We start from the raw sequence: 16,113 nt of genomic DNA on the forward strand, positions 1-16,113 counted from the left end.
TAGAACAGGCAAAGGAAAAATGAACGGCAAATGACAGGGATTTTCGGCCAAAATCGCATCGTTCCCGCCAGCCATGCCGGCTCTCAATAGAGAGGCTCTTCATAGGCCGGCTTGCCGTCCACGACGAGGCTACGGATCTGCGCTGCACCGGAGGAGGAAACGCTGGCGGCGATCGAAACGACGCCCTCGTTGCGGGCCTCCTCCAGCGGCTTGCCTTCGCCTTCCGGCACGTAATAGCGCTCTATCCCGTATTCGACGCGGATGGTTTCGCCGCTACCGGGACCATAGCTATAGAAAGGCAGGCTGCGCAGGACGACTGTATCCGATGCCGCCGGCAGTTCGGCGAATGACGATTCGACAATGCCCCAGAATCCATCGGGCTGGCGTTTGAGGCGCACCCACAGGGTTTGCTCGCCGGCTTCCGCCGGAATGCCGCCGGTGACTGTCGAGACAGGGACCGACGATATGTCGTAGTTCAGTACGACATAGTCGCCGCGCAGGAAATCGCGGGGATCAACCGGAGCCGTCTTCAGCAAGACTTCGGCTCCGCTTGCGAGGATAGAGGCACGGCTCTGGATAATGTAGCCGAGGATCAGCGTCTGCAGGCCGGCGACGAGGATTGCGGCAACAAGATAGAAGCGGCCGGTTTGCAGTCTTGCGAAGGCGAAGCTCATGCGCGTTCCTCCCCTGCCGCGGCGGATCCTGGCCCAGACGCGAAACGCCTTTCCAGACGGATGACGACCCAGGCCACGGCAGCGACCACCAGGCCCGAGAAAAGGAAGAGGCTCGACGTGCCCAAGATCGTGCCAACCGTTACCGAGGCGAGGTACAGCATCTCGGCGGCGAAAGCGCCATAGGCCAGATAGCGCACCGCTCCATTATCCCGGCCATGGAACACGAGCGCCACAATGGCGGCAGCCAGCGTCAGCAGGCCAATCACCACCATACGTCCGCCTTCATCCATTTCGATATGGAGCAGGAACAATCCCATGAGGGCGACGAGGAAACTATAGAAGGCCGGAGCCGCACCCGCGGTTCTGACGAGCGAGGAAATCGGGCGGACGGGCAAGGCAGTCAGCAAGAAGGCCAGCATGCCGAGAACGGCGAAGGCGATCGCCACGGATATTTCCTCGGTCATCACATAAAGCCATGCGAGCCAGCCGACCACCAGCAGATAGGCGAGATGGCGCGCCCGGGCAGCGCCTGTGAAGCGCACGAGCCCGATGATGACAGCCGCCATGACAAGCGGCGCATAAGGGCCGAAGCCGAACCAGCGCGTGTCGAAATTTTCGAGGTAGACGGCAAAGGAGGCCCAGGAGAGAAAGCCTGCGACTACGGTCACGGCCGCCGAGCGGAAAAGGATGGCTGAAACGGTCGCAACGGCGAACCAGAGATACATGACCACCTGTTCGTCGCCGGAGAGATGATACATCTGGCCGGTGAGCGAAATGGCGCCGCCGAAGCTCAGCGCACCGATAATGAGCAGACCGCTCGCCGTCGCCTGCGCCCCGCGCATAAGAAGGAGTGCAGCGCCGATGTGCACCGCCCAGATGAGCGCCAACATCAGGCCGACACGAACGAGGCGCGGGATGTACTCCCAGTTCGAAGCGACAAGAAGCAAAAGGGCAGCTCCGAGCAATAGGGCCGCCAATCCCATCAGCACGCGGCCGAGGCTGAAACTTGCCGGACGCGCGTCGTATTCGGCCAGTAGCGTCCTGGCCGTACCTTCCTCAAGAAGCCCCTTCTCCACCCAGAGAGCGAAATCCCGCTCCAACCTGCCGCGATACATGCCCTACCCCGCATCGACCCGCCAATTTTGGCTTCTGCATTTATAGCGCAGGATCGCCGCACGGAAATGCCGGTATTTCAAAAGTACAAGTTCCTCACTGGTCTAAATTGGATCAGGCATTAACGAAACACTAACCGCACCATTGCTAATATACGACCATTACAAAGAGGCATGCATGAACCGCATAGCCCTCATGAATATATTGCACTGCAAAATCATCAAAAGTCATACTATTTAACTTGATATCGAAGCACGGGGATGGCGCCCCGGCCCGGATTTCCGGATGCCTGCGGACCATATGTCCGTGACGAGATTCGCAGACGCGCACTCCTCCTCCCAGCGCCCTGCGATAGACTGGCAACACTCCTCCTCCCAGTTGCCAGTCACCATCATGACGCCCACCGGATCCTCCCCCGGTGGGCGTTTTGTTTAACATATGGTTAAACGATTAGCATCCTGACTTCTCGGGCTTTCACGAGAATCATCGTCAAGCATTCGTTAAGCACGGTTGGCAAGCGGGGCGGGCAACATCGACGCCGATACGCAGCGATCTGGTGTCACGGATTTTCAGGACGGCGCTCCCGGGAGAAAAGACTTCCCGCAAGCAGGCACGCGGACCAAATATCAATTCGCAAAAGCCGGGTGATCAGCGAAAAATCATTCTGCCTATTCATTGACCAGAAAATGGCCAAAGCTTGTAAATCAGAGCCAGAGCTCTGCGAATCATGCATAGGTGGATTGAAATGTTGTCTCTGTTAGTTCTTCGCGGCGCAACATATATTCCGGTCATCAAATAGAGGTCAGCGCCGAAGAGATGGCTGCTGGCAGGATCAAGCCCTAGGAAAGGGGATTAACATGAACTTCTCTCGCTCTTTCAATAACTGGCGCAAGTATCGTCAGACCGTTACTGAACTCGGCCGCATGACCAACCGCGAATTGCATGACCTCGGTATCGACCGTTCGGACATCCATCGCGTTGCTCGCGAAGCTGCCGCCCGCTAAGTACAGGTAATCGCTGCTCCTCCCAAGCAGATTGCCTTCCCAAAACGCCTGCTGCTCCCGCAGCGGGCGTTTTCTTTTTGCGCATTACACGCGCTGCCGCAAAGGTTGCGAAAGTGTTAATTTCTGGCGCGCTCAAAAATCGCGCGCTGCATAATTTGCGAGCATCAGACTGCACATTTGCATAGCAGACGCCTTTTATTTGCACTGCACAAAAAACGGGACCTCGACTATATAGATGTCAACCGCAGCAACGGCGATACCCGCCGCCTGCACAGGACATCCGAGGAAAAAACCATGAACCCGATCCGCATTGCAAAGAGCTGGATTAGCTACCGCCGTACGCTCAACGAACTTGGCAACCTGTCCAACCAGACGCTCGCCGATATCGGCGTGAGCCGTTACGACATCCGCGGCATCGCATCCCGCTCGTTCCGCTAAGAAAGCGAACGAACCATTACCCAAGACGGCGCCATCAGGCGCCGTTTTCGTTTTTGGGCCTTGCTCCTTCTTTGTCGGAACCCTAGCGCCTTCCGTCAGTTCTCCTTCACGAAAGGAGACCAACATGGCAAATCAGCTCAATGCAGGCTTTACCGGCCAGCCCGCGAACAAACCCGAAGGCATCCGAAAGGCCGCGTCGAACACCGCCTCCGCGGTCAAGCGGGAAGTACAGGCCGTCGCGACGGGCGCGGCCGATCATCCACACACTGCCAGCTCGGTCGTTGTCGGTATCGGCGTGCTGGCTTTCAGCATCGGCTATCTGCTCGGCCGCCAATCCGTCGAGACCAGCCGTTTCTGGAGGTGATACCTTGACCAGAACCATTCTCGAAAAAGCAACTGATGATGCGCGGGCAGAAGACAGCCCGGCAGCTGACGCTCGCCGGCGTGAAATTGCCGACGAGACTGCCCGGGCGATGGATGCCCGGCGGAGGGATGGCGGAACACCGAAGGCTGAAATAGACACTTTCGGCGAGCACACGAAAGAAATGGCCCCCGATGATCTCCCCAACCTTGCTGCACAACGCGAAGCGGTGCGGGAACATGGCGATGCCTACGTCGTCGCTGCCGATCTCGAAGATGCCGACCAGCGCGAAGCGTCGCCCGGAACGCGAGAGCAGGACTGACCAGCTTGCGGCGGCGCCGGGCACCGTTTTCGATTCTATTGTTGGATCGCATGTCCCGGCGTGATATCAGCCGCCAATGACCAATAATTCCTCTTATTCCCCCATTCATGTCATTGGCGGCGGACTGGCCGGCTCTGAGGCCGCGTGGCAGATCGCCCATGCGGGCGTTCCGGTGATCCTGCACGAAATGCGCGGCGTGCGCGGCACGGATGCGCACAAGACCGATGGACTTGCGGAACTCGTCTGTTCCAACTCCTTCCGCTCGGATGATGCTACCAGCAATGCCGTCGGCGTCATCCATGCGGAAATGCGGATGGCCGGTTCGCTGATCATGGCGTCGGCTGACAAACATCAGGTGCCGGCAGGCGGCGCACTGGCTGTCGATCGTGATGGCTTCTCTGATGCCGTGACCAAGGCAATCCACGAGCATCCACTGATCACGGTCGTGCGTGAAGAGGTTTCGGGCCTGCCGCCGAAGGAATGGGATCAGACGATCATCGCTACCGGTCCACTGACGGCGGCATCGCTTGCAGGCGCCATCCAGGCGGAAACGGGCGAAGATTCCCTTGCGTTCTTCGATGCCATCGCACCGATCGTCTACCGTGACAGCATCGACATGGATATCTGCTGGTATCAGTCGCGTTACGACAAGGTCGGCCCCGGCGGCACCGGCAAGGACTATATCAACTGCCCGATGACCGAGGAGCAATACAATGCATTCGTCGACGCGTTGATTGCCGGCGATGCGGTCGGTTTCAAGGAGTGGGAGGGCACGCCCTATTTCGACGGCTGCCTGCCGATCGAGGTGATGGCCGAGCGCGGACGCGAGACGCTGCGCCATGGACCGATGAAGCCGATGGGCCTTACCAATGAGCACAATCCGACGGTGAAAGCCTATGCCGTGGTGCAGCTGCGCCAGGACAATGCGCTCGGCACGCTCTACAATATGGTCGGGTTCCAAACGAAGCTGAAATATGGTGCCCAGGCAGAGATCTTCCGGCTGATCCCGGGCCTCGAGAATGCCGAATTCGCGCGGCTCGGCGGCCTGCATCGCAACACCTACATCAACTCGCCGACTTTGCTCGATCCATCACTGATGCTGAAATCGCGCCCGGGCCTGCGGTTTGCCGGTCAGATCACCGGCTGCGAAGGCTATGTGGAAAGCGCAAGCGTCGGTCTGCTGGCAGGCCGCTTTGCCGCGGCAGAACGCAAGGGCGAGCCAGTTTCCCTTCCGCCAGCGACAACGGCGCTTGGCTCGCTGCTCGGGCACATCACCGGCGGCCATCTCGTCACCGACGAGGAGCCGGGCAAACGCTCGTTCCAGCCGATGAACATCAATTTCGGTCTTTTTCCGGAATTGCAGCCGGGCTCGATCGTCAAGCCAGAAGGCGTCAAGCGCTTCCGCGGCAAGGACAAGACGATCATGAAGCGACAGTTGATTGCCAAGCGGGCGCTTGCAGATTGCGCCGCCTGGCTGAGTCAGGACATCAAGCTCGCCGAAAGCGCCTGAAATTACTGCGGTTAATGCCCGTTTGCCGCTGAGGTATTCGGCGCGGACAATTCCTTATCCGGCTCGGCAACATAGTTGCCGAGCAGCCATAACGAGACCTCCGACGCCTCCTTGGCCGAGGTGAACTCGTAGGTGCCGTTGTGAGAGGGTGCATTGACAAATTCGATGCTCAGACCCCTGCCCGTTTCGGAAGCAAGGACGCGCACCGTTCCCGGCTCGATCAAATGGCAAGCGAAATGGCGCGACATGTTGCGCATGAAACCAGCCTTGTTGTCATGCAGGCGTACGAAGACGGCCTGACCGTCAACGGTCGCCTGGAGCTGGCGGATTGCTTCGTTGGGGAAAGCCCGGCCGAATTCGATGATGGCAAGGCCCGTATCGTGCAGGCCATCTTCCTTGTTCTGAGCAGCCATGCGAGTCGCCACGAAGGCGAAGAAGATGACGATGGCGAAAAGAACGCACCAGACGATAATGCCCACGCGGATTCTCCGTTTAGAATGGGGGTTATGCCCGAGATAACGCACGAGACTTGCGCGAGTTTGACCGTTGTCAGATTTTCTTGCGCATGCCAGCAAATGCCATGCGCATCTGACGCCGCCATTGGGGCTCCTGAAGCGAGGCCTCCAGAACGGCGGCACCGCGCTTCTGCGCCTTCACCAGTACAGGTTCCGCAAGCACAGCAGGCAGGAAGGCGGGCAGGACCGATGGCGGCAGGACGGACGCCCTCGCCTTCGCAAGGTGATCGCGACCAAGCCCGGCAAAAGCTTCGATGGCCGCAGAGATGCGCGGCTTGTCCTCACCAGCCAAAAAAGTCTCCCGGTCGAGACCTGTCGCGGACAGGATTTCAAGCGGGATATAGACCTGGCCGCGGCGTTGATGGAGCGGCATCAGGAGCAGCATGCCTGAAATAGCCTGCGCCACACCGGCATGACCGGCGGCATCGGCGGATTTCATCGCCTCGTCAGGGGAAAGGATGAGGCCTGCAAGCTGGATGAGCGCCGAGGCCGTTTCACCCGCATAGCCCTCCAGCGAAGTACGGCTTTCCATCGGGTCGTCGTAGAGATCGAAAATCCGGGCCTCTATCATGTTGACGAGCGTCTGGCGTGGCAGCCGGTGCGCCTCGACGGCCGAAAGAAGGGCTGCCGCGAGCGGATTGGCCTCGGTCGAACCGTGTGCATTGCCTTCCAGGAGATCGCGCCAATATTGCATGCGGATTTCGCCGGGCAGCGGTTCGTGCACGAGGTCGCGGATGCGGGCGAGTTCGGCATTGAAGGCATAGAGGGCGGCGAGCGCACCGCGCTTGTCATCAGGCGACAGCAGGCAGGCGAGGTAACGGTCGCGATCGGTGTCGCGCAGCATCGCCAGGCTGATATCCTGGTTCGTCCTTGTATCGCTCATGTTCAGACTGCGATCAGGGCGGCGGCGACGGCACGCTGCTCGGAGAGCATAATATTGAAGGTTCGCACGGCTGCACCGGTGCTCATCGGGTCGGAAGAGATACCGCGCGCCTTGAGGGCGGCACGCAACTCTGCAGGCAGGCGGCGAAGCTCCGTACCGGTGCCGACCAGCAGCACCTCGATATCGGCCGCCTCATCGAGCACCTGGCGGAAATTCTCGACCGACAGAGGCTTCGTCATATCCATGTCCCAGCCGTGAATGCCCGAGGGCAGGCAAAGGATGGAGCCGCGATGCGACATATCCGCAAAACGGAAGCCACCATTGCCATAGGTGTCGATGGGAGCGCGGCCCGGGAAATGGGCGTCGCGGATTTCAATGCCTTTTGCCATATGCCTATACCGCCGGCTTGCCGGATTTCATGCTGATATCGCCCTCGTCCTCGCCATCGCTCTCCCGGCGCAGCCGGAAGATGATGAGAACTGGCGCCGCTATATAGATGGAGGAGAATGTTCCAAGCGCAACGCCGAAGAGCATGGTGAATGTGAAGGAGCGAATGACGGCGCCGCCGAAAACATAGAGCGCAAGCAGCGCAAGCAGGGTTGTGGCGGCCGTCAGGATGGTGCGCGACAGCGTCTGGTTGATTGCCGCATCGATCAGGATCGGCAGCGGCATCTTCCTGTAGCGCTTCAGATTTTCGCGCATGCGGTCGTACACGACAACGGTGTCGTTCAGCGAATAGCCGACGACGGTCAGAAGCGCTGCGACACTCGTCAGATTAAATTCCATCCCACTGAGCACGAAGAGACCGAGCATGATGATGACATCGTGCAGCGTCGCAACGATTGCGCCGACCGCAAACTGCCATTCGAAGCGGATCCAGATATAGATTAGGATTGCGAATAGCGAAGCAAGGATGCCGACCGTTGCCAGCATCGTCAATTCACCAGAGACAGAGGGGCCGACGACCTCGACACGGCGGAAATCGTAGTCCTCGGCCAGTTCGCCGCGAATGAACGTTGCGACTGACTGCTCGGCATTCTCGCCGCCATCCTGCGAGCCGACACGGATGAGGGCGTTGGTGGCATCGCCGATGCGCTCGACGCGCACCGGTCCGAGGTTCAGTTCGTTCAGACGGGCGCTCAGATCGGCAATATCCGCATTGCCCTGCTTTGCCTTGACTTCGATCAGCGAACCGCCGGTGAAGTCGATACCGAGCTGCAGGCCGACCGTTGCGAAGGCGAGCATTGCGGCGATGCAGAGTGCTGCAGATGCCGTGAAGACATAGCGGCGAATGCCCATGAAACGGATATTGGCGTGCTCGAACAGCCCGGTCAGCGCAGTCTTCGGCAGATGGCGCGGATTGAGCCTTGCAAGCCAGGCGGCCACCAAGCCGCGCGTCAGCGTGAAGGCGGTCAGGATGGTTGTGAGAATGCCGACGGCGAGCGTCACAGCAAAGCCGCGGATGGATTCACTGCCGACGAAAAACAGAATGACGGCGGCGATGAAGATCGTGACATTGGCATCGACGATGGTTGAAAAGGCGCGCGAGAAGCCGCGCTCGACCGCCTGTGCGAAAGCCGTATGCGGTACCCTCTCCTCTTCGCGAATGCGCTCATAGATCAGAACATTGGAATCGACTGCCATGCCGACGATCAGGACGAGGCCGGCAATGCCCGGAAGCGTCAGTATCGCGCCGGCAACACTCAGCACCGCGACGATCAGCACCAGATTGAAGGCAAGCGACACGACTGCGATGATGCCGAGCATGCGATAGAGCGCTATCATCAGCGCTGCGACAAGCACGACGGCGACGATACCGGCGATCAGGCCGGAGAAAACAGATTCAGAACCAAAGAGCGGACTGACGGTGCGCTCTTCCACTGACGTCAGCGTCGCCGGCAGCGCACCGGCCCGTAGCATGACGACAAGATCCTGAACGCCCTCCTCCGAGAAATTGGCTGATATCTCGCCGTTTCCATCTGAAATCGGTGCTTCGATGACCGGGTTTGCCATGACCTGATCGTCAAAGACGATGGCAAGATGTTTTCCGACATTGGCCGTCGTTGCCTGAGCCAGACGTTTTGCCGCCTCGGCATTCAGCCTGTAGACAATCGCGCTGTCCTGGGTCTGCGGATCGGTCTTGCTATCGACTTCGGCAAAATCGGCACCTGTCGCGATTACCGTGCGATCGACGAGATAGGGAACCGGCGGGTCATCCAGAGAATACAGCACCTGCGACGTCGCGGGCCAACGGCCGGCAAGCGCCTGCTGGCCGGTCATGCTCTCATCGATGAGGTGAAACGAGAGCGCTGCAGGTTCGTTCAGCAGGTTCTTCAGCCGCTCGGCATCGACGGAGCCCAGCACCTGCACGGCGATGCGATCGTCACCATCAGGACGAACGGTGAAATTCTCTTTGCCGAAACCGGCGATCCGGCGGGCGACGATATCGAGCGAGCGGGTCTGCGCAGCGAGCGTGTCAGCATCGATCGCCTTGTCGGAGATCTGCAGCGTCAACTGACCATCATTGCTCTGCTGCAGCGAGACGTCGACCGATGTCAGCGATTTCAGAAGATCGGCTGCGGGCTGCAGCTGGGCCATATCGGTGATCTTGACCGTCACCGTCTGCGCGGTACCGGCGAGCCCCGTATAGCGGATGTTGGCGCCGCGCAGCTTGTCGCGAACGCTGGCAACCGTGGCCTCCAGCCGATCCCGGACAATGTCGGAGCGTTCGAGGCGCAGTACGATGCGGGAACCGCCCTGCAGATCGACACCAAGGGTGACGCGGTCCTGACGAACCCAGTTGGGCAGGGAGGAGAGCTGCGCCTGGCTTAAAAGATTAGGCGCTGCGACGACAACAGCCGCAATCGCGACCAGCCAGATCAGAAGTGTTTTCAAGCGGGAAAAATGGTGCATTCTCTCGACTATCTTCCGATCCGGCGGGTGTTGCTATCGCATGTTATGCAGCGTCGGCCTTGACCGGCTCGCCCTTGACGCGGATTTCGGAAATACCGGTGCGGACGATGCGCACGCGCACGCCTTCGGCGATTTCAACTTCGACTTCCTTCTCGTCGACGACCTTCGTGACCTTGCCAACGAGGCCGCCGCCGGTGACGATCTGGTCGCCGCGACGGATCGCCTTCAGGGTTTCCTCACGCTTCTTGGCCTGCGCCCGCTGCGGGCGGATGAGCAGGAAATACCAGACTACCATCAGCGGCACGAACAGGATGATCATTTCGAGGCCTGAGCCGCCGAAAGCGCTCGTAGCGTCGGTTGCGCTCTGGGCAAATGCCGGGGTGATAAACATGCTAAGCTCCTCAGGCTGTGGGCGGCGGAACCCCGCCTCTCTTTTCAGGTCGCCGGACTATAGTTGCAGCCTTGATGAATGCAACAAAAACAGCCGGAAAGCGTACCGATTCCGCTGCCTCATAACCTTTCCGCTGTGGAAAGGCCATGCTACCCGGCATCAAAAAAACGAAAGCGGATGATCGCTGCAATCTATGAAGGAGGCACCCGATGGCCGAGGAAATCAATAGCGTTCTGCTTCAGGAGCTGAAGAGGCTTGCAGATGCAGTCGAACGGCTGGCCGGCGCCCCACCTGCCGCCAATGATTGGACCGCCGCCGACTGTTTCGTCTGGTCTCCTGCCCGCCAATATCTGCAGCCTGTCAAGCGTCCCAATCGCGTAGCGTTGAAGCTCATCCGCGGCGTCGATCACGTGCGCGATATCCTGCACGAAAACACGGTGCGCTTTGCCGAGGGCTACGCAGCCAACAACGTGCTGCTCTGGGGCGCCCGCGGCATGGGCAAGTCCTCGCTGGTCAAGGCCGTGCACGAAGATGTACGGCTCGAAAGCGGTGTATCGCTGAAGCTCGTCGAGGTGCATCGCGAAGATATTGCCAGCCTCCCAACGCTTCTTGACCTCCTCAAGGATACGCCGCACCGTGTCATCGTATTCTGTGACGATCTTTCCTTCGATCACGACGATACCGCCTATAAGTCGCTCAAGGCGGCGCTTGACGGCGGCGTGGAAGGGCGTCCGGACAATGTGCTCTTCTATGCGACCTCCAACCGCCGCCATCTCTTGCCGCGCCACATGATGGAGAACGAGCAGTCGACAGCCATCAACCCATCCGAAGCCGTGGAGGAGAAAGTTTCACTCTCCGATCGCTTCGGCCTATGGCTCGGCTTCCACAAATGCAGCCAGGAAGATTATCTGGCGATGATCGATGGCTATGCCGAATACTTCAAGCTTGGCCTCGAGCGCGAGAAGATACATGCCGAGGCGCTGGAATGGGCGACCACCCGAGGCGCCCGCTCCGGCCGCGTCGCATGGCAGTATATCCAGGATCTGGCCGGCCGCCTGCGCATCCACCTCGACCGCGTTTGAGCACGACCTGGCGACACAGCTGAAAGACGACAAAAGCCCGGCTGCTGGCCGGGCTTTTGCACATTCCTGAAACGCTCTACCTGCTCAGGAAGTATTCTCTACTCAAGGAATGTCATCGGGTTGACCGGGGACGCATCCTTGCGAACTTCGAAGTGCACCTGCGGCTGCTTGACGTTGCCGCTCATGCCCGACACGGCAACCGTCTGGCCGCGCTGGATCTTCTGGCCGCGCGTGACGCTCAGCGTATCGGCATTGCCGTAAACCGTGACGGTGCCGTCGTCGTGACGGACGAGAACCGTGTTGCCGAGCTCCTTGAGACCATTGCCGGCATAAATGACCACGCCGTTTTCAGCAGCCTTGATCGCCGTGCCCTGCGGAACCGAGATATCGATACCGTCGTTGCGGCTGCCGTTGACGTTTGCACCGTAGGCCGCGATCACCTGTCCGCGAACCGGCCAGCGATACTTGCCGATGCCGGTTGCTTCGGGAGCGGCAGCGCTGACATCGGACTTCTTCTCGACATCATCGACTGTCTGTGTCGCGGCAGGAGCCTTGTAAGGCGCCGGCTGTGCGGAGGCCGTCTGGACCGGAGCTGCAGCCGGCTGGGCGGGCTTCACTTGCTCCACCTTCTGGGCCGGGATGGAGGCCGTCTTGATCGTGTCGGCCGAGGCAGTGCCATTCGGGATCTTCAGCTCCTGCCCGATGCGGATCGAACTCGCTGACAGATTGTTGGCCGCCTTGATATCGTCGATGTTGGCGCCCGTCGCCTTGGCGATCTTGGCAAGCGAGTCGCCCTGCTTGACCGTGTAGGTACCGGCAGCACCATTCGGGTTCTTGCCGCCGCCTGCCGGGGCCTTGCTTGTCGGATCGGCGCTTGCGACGGCCTTGTCGCGAGCCGAGTTGGCACCCGGAACGACAGCGACCTTCTGCTCCTGGCCCTTCGTCGGCTGCGGCAGGTTGCCGGGCTTGGACAGATCGGCGGACTGGGCTGCGGCCTTGGCGGGATTGTTGCCGCCATTGAAGGTCGGGATGAGGATCGCCTGGCCGGGCTGCGCTGCGGAAGCCGTCTTCAGATTGTTGACGCGCAGAATTTCCTTTTCCGGAACGCCAAACCGGCGTGAAAGCACAGCGATGTTTTCACCAGGACGCAGCGTGACGGAAGGCGCATTGGCCGCCGACCAACCCGAGACTTTCGGCGTCGTGCCCGTCGTCAGTGTATCGGTAGCATCCCTCGGAGTATTCACGCCTGCCGGGGCGATGCGATCAGGCTTCGGAGCCGACGGGAACGGCTGAGCGAGAGCGACATTCCTTTCCTGCTGCCGGGGAGAAACAGACCCTGCGCTCGGAGGCGCGAGTTCGGTGCGCTGAACGGAAACCGGTGCGGATGCCATCCGTGCGGGGGAAGCGGCAACCGGATCATAGTTCGGGCGGCCCGGATAGGGCTGGTTCATCGCACCATTCTGAGCGTAGGCCGGCTGCACGGCCGAACCACCGAGATCGGCGCGCGGCACCGGGTCGCCCTGCGGCCCGTTGAAACCCCTGCGCGGGATCGAATTCGTCGTCATCTGATCCTGCCCCGAGGAGGAAAACAGACTGCCGAAACGTGTTACATCGGAGCTGCAGCCTGTTGCTGCACTCGCCAGCAAGGTGACGACCAGAAGATTGCCGGCCGATTTCCCGAACTTCGGCGAAAGACTGAAACGCATGACTCGACCCACTTAGAACGCAACCATTTGTGAATCTATTAAAGCGCGTTAGTGTTACCATGCGGTTAAGGCGCTGGAATCAGTGCTATATTTTTGAGATCTTGATAACCATAAGTTTGCGGGCAAAAAATCATAGCCCGCAGGGCTTTGCGGTCTGCCGATGCATGTCGCGAGTCTTCAGGTTCGCATGCCATGCTTCTGATCTTTGTTTTACAGATGTCGTTGTTGCAAAACCGGTGCACCCGTCTTGCGTGTCTTGCTTTAAAGCTGGGATGCGAGGCGGGGAACAATCGGCAGATAGGGAGCGTCAAAAAGCTCTTCCCGCTCGAAGCGGCTTCCGGTTTTCGTCAGGCGAACCATACGGCATTCGTTTTCAGAGATCATCAGCGGCGCAATCATCGAACCGCCGGAGACCAGCTGATCGGCATAGAAGCGCGGCATGGAGTTGAAAGCAGCCGTGACAAGAATGCGGTCGAAAGTGCCCTCGCCCTGCATGCCGCCGCTGCCATCAGCCTGGCGGATGATGACGCTGCGCAGGCTGAGGGCTTCCATTCGGCGCTGGGCCGAAAGTGTCAGCGTCTTGTAGCGATCGACCGTCAGGACGCGCTCCGCAACGCGACCGATGACCGCCGCGGTGAAGCCGCTGCCTGTTCCGATTTCGAGCACACGCTGACCGGGGCGGACCTTCAGATGATGCAAAAGACGGACCACAAAATCGACGCCCTCCAGAAAGGAGCCGCATTCGATCGGGATCGTGCGGCTGGAATAGGCGTTCTCGGTAAATTGCGGTGGTACGAAAAGCGAGCGCGGCGTTTGCTCGACTGCCGTCAGCAGATCGATGTCGGAAATGCCTTCCGCGCGCAATCTCAAGACCAGCGCTGCAAAGCCTTCCTTCTCGGCCAGTTTTGCCGTCAACCCTTTACTCCGTGTCCGAGGGCCCGCGCCACGCGGTCCGTCACGGAATAATCGGTCAGATCAAGTTTCAAAGGTGTTACCGAAATCCTATTATGCTTGAGGGCGTGGATATCGCTGCCCTCGGTAAAGGCGCCGGCACGCTCGCCGAATTTCAGCCAGTAATAGGGAAAGCCGCGGCCGTCGGTGCGCGCATCGACCTGCAGGTTGAAGGCAAGCTTGCCCTGGGCCGTCACTTCCACGCCCTCGACCTCTTCAGGGCGACAGTTCGGGAAGTTGAGGTTGAGGAAAGTGCCTTCGGGCAGATCGACGGTCATCAGCTTTTCGAGGAGAGCAGGCGCGTGCGCCTCGCAGACCTCCCAGGGCAGGACCCGCGCGCCATTATCGTAAACATATGCCTGGCTGAGGGCGAAGGAGCGCACGCCCTGCATCGTTCCTTCGATGGCGCCGGCGATGGTACCGGAATAGGTTACGTCGTCTGCAACGTTTGAGCCGGAATTGACACCCGACAGGACGAGGTCCGGCTTGATATCCAGCACCTGCTTGATGCCCATGATGACGCAATCGGTCGGCGTGCCGCGCAACGCATAGTGCTTATCGGAAATCTTCCGGAGCCTTAGCGGCTCCGAAAGGCTGAGCGAATGCGCGAGGCCGCTCTGGTCGGTTTCGGGGGCAACGATCCAGACATCGTCAGAAAGCGCCCTTGCTATCCGTTCCAGCGCACCCAAGCCTTCGGCATGGATACCGTCGTCATTCGTCAGCAGGATGCGCATTGGCTCAGGCCGCCCGTTCGATCTTTGTCAGACCGCCCATATAGGGCAGCAAAACGTCCGGAATCGTGACCGAACCATCCTCGTTCAGATAATTTTCGAGAACCGCGATCAGGCAGCGGCCGACTGCGGTGCCGGAGCCGTTCAGCGTGTGAACGAACTTCGTCGCCTTGTCGTCCTTGCCGCGATAGCGAGCGTTCATGCGCCGTGCCTGGAAATCGCCGCAGACGGAGCAGGACGAGATCTCGCGGAACGTATTCTGGCCCGGCAGCCAGACTTCAAGATCGTAGGTCTTGCGCGAACCGAAGCCCATGTCGCCGGTGCAGAGCGTCATGGTGCGGAAATGCAGGCCGAGGCGCTTCAGCACCTCCTCGGCGCAGGCCGTCATCCGCTCGTGCTCGGCAAGCGAGCTCTCGGCATCGGTGATCGAGACCAGCTCGCACTTCCAGAACTGGTGCTGGCGCAGCATGCCACGCGTGTCGCGACCGGCGGAGCCTGCCTCGGAACGGAAGGACGGCGTCAGCGCCGTGAAGCGCAGCGGCAGTTTCTCCTGATCGAGGATTTCCTCGCGCACCAGGTTGGTCAACGTCACTTCCGCAGTCGGGATCAGATAGCGGCCGTCCGTCGTCTTGAAGAGATCCTCTTCGAACTTCGGCAGGTTGCCGGTGCCGAACAGGGCTTCAGCGCGCACCATCAGCGGCGAAGACACTTCGGTATAGCCGTGTTCGGTCGTGTGCAGATCAATCATGAACTGGCCGAGCGCGCGTTCGAGCCTGGCGAGCTGGTTGGTCAGGACCGTAAAGCGCGAGCCGGAGAGCTTGGTCGCACGTTCAAAATCCATATAGCCGAGGGCTTCGCCGATTTCGAAATGTTCCTTCGGCGTATGGTTCCAGCGCGGTTTTTCGCCGACGATACGGGTGACGACATTGTCGTGCTCGTCCTTGCCGACAGGCACTTCGTCAAGCGGTACGTTCGGAATGCGCGAGAGCTGGTCGTAGAGATCGGCGGAAAACGCGCGCTCTTCTTCCTCGGCTGCCGGCAGGGTCTCCTTGATCTCGGCGACCTCGGCCTTCAGCTTGTCGGCAAGCTCGGTGTTCTTCTGCGCCATGGCCGCGCCGATCTCCTTGGAGGCGGCGTTGCGGCGGGAGAGCAGGTCCTGCGCCTTCTGCACGGCGGAGCGGCGCTTTTCGTCAAGGGCGACGAGAGATTGCGACAGAGGTTCCGCGCCGCGCTTGGCAAGGGCAGCATCGAGAGCCTCGGGATTCTCACGGATCCATTTGATATCGAGCATCGTCGTTCCAGATCGTTTCAACATAAATGAACCGGTCGGAGGAAACCCCGACCGGATGGGAAACGGCAGAACTCAGTGAAATGTCCTGATGCGCTCAGACATTGTCCGTCTTGGCGACGTCGGAGGATTCGCTGGCCTCTTCAACCGCCTGTTTGGAACGCTGACGCTCCACGAGTCGTGCCGCGTAAATGGAAATCTCGTAGAGAAGGATCGTCGGTAGCGCAAGAC

General features: G+C 60.0%; 17 protein-coding genes and 1 pseudogene. 6 read left to right on the forward strand and 12 right to left on the reverse strand.

Translation table 11 applies throughout. The features are described 5' to 3' along the window. Nucleotides 1–83: 83 nt before the first annotated feature. Nucleotides 84–674, reverse strand: coding sequence for a GDYXXLXY domain-containing protein (locus AC1DF8_RS29830; RefSeq protein ID WP_478156147.1), 591 nt, complete (start codon nucleotides 672–674; stop codon nucleotides 84–86). After that, entirely contained in the window at nucleotides 671–1,789 is a 1,119-nt protein-coding gene (locus tag AC1DF8_RS29835) for a DUF2157 domain-containing protein (protein ID WP_478156149.1), read from the reverse strand. Before AC1DF8_RS29835 ends, AC1DF8_RS29830 begins: the two co-directional genes overlap by 4 nt. Nucleotides 1,790–2,644: 855 nt before the next feature. Here AC1DF8_RS29835 and AC1DF8_RS29840 point away from each other — a divergent pair. From AC1DF8_RS29840 to trmFO, 5 genes are all read left to right on the forward strand, one after another. Beyond that, nucleotides 2,645–2,791, forward strand: coding sequence for a DUF1127 domain-containing protein (locus AC1DF8_RS29840; RefSeq protein ID WP_112568189.1), 147 nt, complete (start codon nucleotides 2,645–2,647; stop codon nucleotides 2,789–2,791). A 294-nt stretch (nucleotides 2,792–3,085) separates the two neighbouring features. Beyond that, complete coding sequence (locus AC1DF8_RS29845; protein WP_112545790.1) at nucleotides 3,086–3,229, forward strand: DUF1127 domain-containing protein; 144 nt, start codon at nucleotides 3,086–3,088, stop codon at nucleotides 3,227–3,229. A 124-nt stretch (nucleotides 3,230–3,353) separates the two neighbouring features. Then, complete coding sequence (locus AC1DF8_RS29850; RefSeq protein ID WP_112545761.1) at nucleotides 3,354–3,593, forward strand: hypothetical protein; 240 nt, start codon at nucleotides 3,354–3,356, stop codon at nucleotides 3,591–3,593. 4 nt (nucleotides 3,594–3,597) lie between these two features. Then, nucleotides 3,598–3,912: a hypothetical protein gene (locus AC1DF8_RS29855; protein ID WP_478156152.1), complete on the forward strand. Its 315-nt coding sequence runs from the start codon at nucleotides 3,598–3,600 to the stop codon at nucleotides 3,910–3,912. Nucleotides 3,913–3,988: 76 nt separating this feature from the next. Next, nucleotides 3,989–5,422, forward strand: a complete 1,434-nt coding sequence (gene trmFO, locus AC1DF8_RS29860; RefSeq protein WP_478156154.1) for a methylenetetrahydrofolate--tRNA-(uracil(54)-C(5))-methyltransferase (FADH(2)-oxidizing) TrmFO — start codon at nucleotides 3,989–3,991, stop codon at nucleotides 5,420–5,422. Nucleotides 5,423–5,433: 11 nt separating this feature from the next. Here the strand turns inward: trmFO and AC1DF8_RS29865 are convergent, their stop codons facing one another. The 5 genes from AC1DF8_RS29865 to yajC form a co-directional block, all read right to left on the reverse strand. Next, complete coding sequence (locus AC1DF8_RS29865) at nucleotides 5,434–5,901, reverse strand: hypothetical protein (protein ID WP_113013583.1); 468 nt, start codon at nucleotides 5,899–5,901, stop codon at nucleotides 5,434–5,436. A 70-nt stretch (nucleotides 5,902–5,971) separates the two neighbouring features. Further along, nucleotides 5,972–6,826 carry a phytoene/squalene synthase family protein gene (locus tag AC1DF8_RS29870; protein WP_409564370.1) on the reverse strand — a complete coding sequence of 285 codons (855 nt, stop codon included), beginning with the start codon at nucleotides 6,824–6,826 and terminating at the stop codon, nucleotides 5,972–5,974. Then, complete coding sequence (locus AC1DF8_RS29875) at nucleotides 6,823–7,209, reverse strand: Mth938-like domain-containing protein (RefSeq protein ID WP_112545766.1); 387 nt, start codon at nucleotides 7,207–7,209, stop codon at nucleotides 6,823–6,825. The genes AC1DF8_RS29870 and AC1DF8_RS29875 overlap by 4 nt, the downstream gene beginning before the upstream one ends. Before the next feature lie 4 nt (nucleotides 7,210–7,213). Further along, on the reverse strand, nucleotides 7,214–9,733 hold the full coding sequence (gene secDF / locus AC1DF8_RS29880; protein ID WP_478156157.1) for a protein translocase subunit SecDF: 2,520 nt from the start codon (nucleotides 9,731–9,733) through the stop codon (nucleotides 7,214–7,216). 43 nt (nucleotides 9,734–9,776) lie between these two features. Continuing rightward, nucleotides 9,777–10,124: a preprotein translocase subunit YajC gene (gene yajC, locus AC1DF8_RS29885; RefSeq protein ID WP_112545768.1), complete on the reverse strand. Its 348-nt coding sequence runs from the start codon at nucleotides 10,122–10,124 to the stop codon at nucleotides 9,777–9,779. Between the two features lie 209 nt (nucleotides 10,125–10,333). Between yajC and AC1DF8_RS29890 the strand changes: the two genes are divergently transcribed. Further along, nucleotides 10,334–11,206, forward strand: coding sequence for an ATP-binding protein (locus AC1DF8_RS29890; RefSeq protein WP_478156159.1), 873 nt, complete (start codon nucleotides 10,334–10,336; stop codon nucleotides 11,204–11,206). Nucleotides 11,207–11,304: 98 nt separating this feature from the next. Here AC1DF8_RS29890 and AC1DF8_RS29895 read toward each other — a convergent pair whose 3' ends face one another. The 5 genes and pseudogenes from AC1DF8_RS29895 to AC1DF8_RS29915 all read right to left on the reverse strand — a co-directional run. Beyond that, nucleotides 11,305–12,912 carry a peptidoglycan DD-metalloendopeptidase family protein gene (locus AC1DF8_RS29895; protein WP_478156161.1) on the reverse strand — a complete coding sequence of 536 codons (1,608 nt, stop codon included), beginning with the start codon at nucleotides 12,910–12,912 and terminating at the stop codon, nucleotides 11,305–11,307. 261 nt (nucleotides 12,913–13,173) lie between these two features. After that, on the reverse strand, nucleotides 13,174–13,827 hold the full coding sequence (locus AC1DF8_RS29900; RefSeq protein WP_113147959.1) for a protein-L-isoaspartate(D-aspartate) O-methyltransferase: 654 nt from the start codon (nucleotides 13,825–13,827) through the stop codon (nucleotides 13,174–13,176). Further along, nucleotides 13,824–14,597 carry a 5'/3'-nucleotidase SurE gene (surE, locus tag AC1DF8_RS29905; RefSeq protein ID WP_113147958.1) on the reverse strand — a complete coding sequence of 258 codons (774 nt, stop codon included), beginning with the start codon at nucleotides 14,595–14,597 and terminating at the stop codon, nucleotides 13,824–13,826. Before surE ends, AC1DF8_RS29900 begins: the two co-directional genes overlap by 4 nt. A 4-nt stretch (nucleotides 14,598–14,601) precedes the next feature. Continuing rightward, a complete protein-coding gene (serS, locus tag AC1DF8_RS29910) occupies nucleotides 14,602–15,885 on the reverse strand; it encodes a serine--tRNA ligase (RefSeq protein ID WP_113013576.1) in 1,284 nt (427 codons plus the stop codon). A gap of 94 nt (nucleotides 15,886–15,979) precedes the next feature. Then, nucleotides 15,980–16,113: pseudogene (locus AC1DF8_RS29915) on the reverse strand (twin-arginine translocase subunit TatC); the annotation flags it as partial.

Source organism: Rhizobium sp. 05N49 (assembly GCF_056396805.1).

Coding starts and splice junctions, on each gene's coding strand:
- AC1DF8_RS29895 (WP_478156161.1), bottom strand. CDS start 12,912: ATGCGTTTCAGTCTTTCGCCGAAGTTCGGGAAATCGGCCGGCAATCTT.
- AC1DF8_RS29890 (WP_478156159.1), top strand. CDS start 10,334: ATGGCCGAGGAAATCAATAGCGTTCTGCTTCAGGAGCTGAAGAGGCTT.
- secDF (WP_478156157.1), bottom strand. CDS start 9,733: ATGCACCATTTTTCCCGCTTGAAAACACTTCTGATCTGGCTGGTCGCG.
- yajC (WP_112545768.1), bottom strand. CDS start 10,124: ATGTTTATCACCCCGGCATTTGCCCAGAGCGCAACCGACGCTACGAGC.
- surE (WP_113147958.1), bottom strand. CDS start 14,597: ATGCGCATCCTGCTGACGAATGACGACGGTATCCATGCCGAAGGCTTG.
- AC1DF8_RS29830 (WP_478156147.1), bottom strand. CDS start 674: ATGAGCTTCGCCTTCGCAAGACTGCAAACCGGCCGCTTCTATCTTGTT.
- AC1DF8_RS29850 (WP_112545761.1), top strand. CDS start 3,354: ATGGCAAATCAGCTCAATGCAGGCTTTACCGGCCAGCCCGCGAACAAA.
- trmFO (WP_478156154.1), top strand. CDS start 3,989: ATGACCAATAATTCCTCTTATTCCCCCATTCATGTCATTGGCGGCGGA.
- AC1DF8_RS29840 (WP_112568189.1), top strand. CDS start 2,645: ATGAACTTCTCTCGCTCTTTCAATAACTGGCGCAAGTATCGTCAGACC.
- AC1DF8_RS29875 (WP_112545766.1), bottom strand. CDS start 7,209: ATGGCAAAAGGCATTGAAATCCGCGACGCCCATTTCCCGGGCCGCGCT.
- serS (WP_113013576.1), bottom strand. CDS start 15,885: ATGCTCGATATCAAATGGATCCGTGAGAATCCCGAGGCTCTCGATGCT.
- AC1DF8_RS29835 (WP_478156149.1), bottom strand. CDS start 1,789: ATGTATCGCGGCAGGTTGGAGCGGGATTTCGCTCTCTGGGTGGAGAAG.
- AC1DF8_RS29845 (WP_112545790.1), top strand. CDS start 3,086: ATGAACCCGATCCGCATTGCAAAGAGCTGGATTAGCTACCGCCGTACG.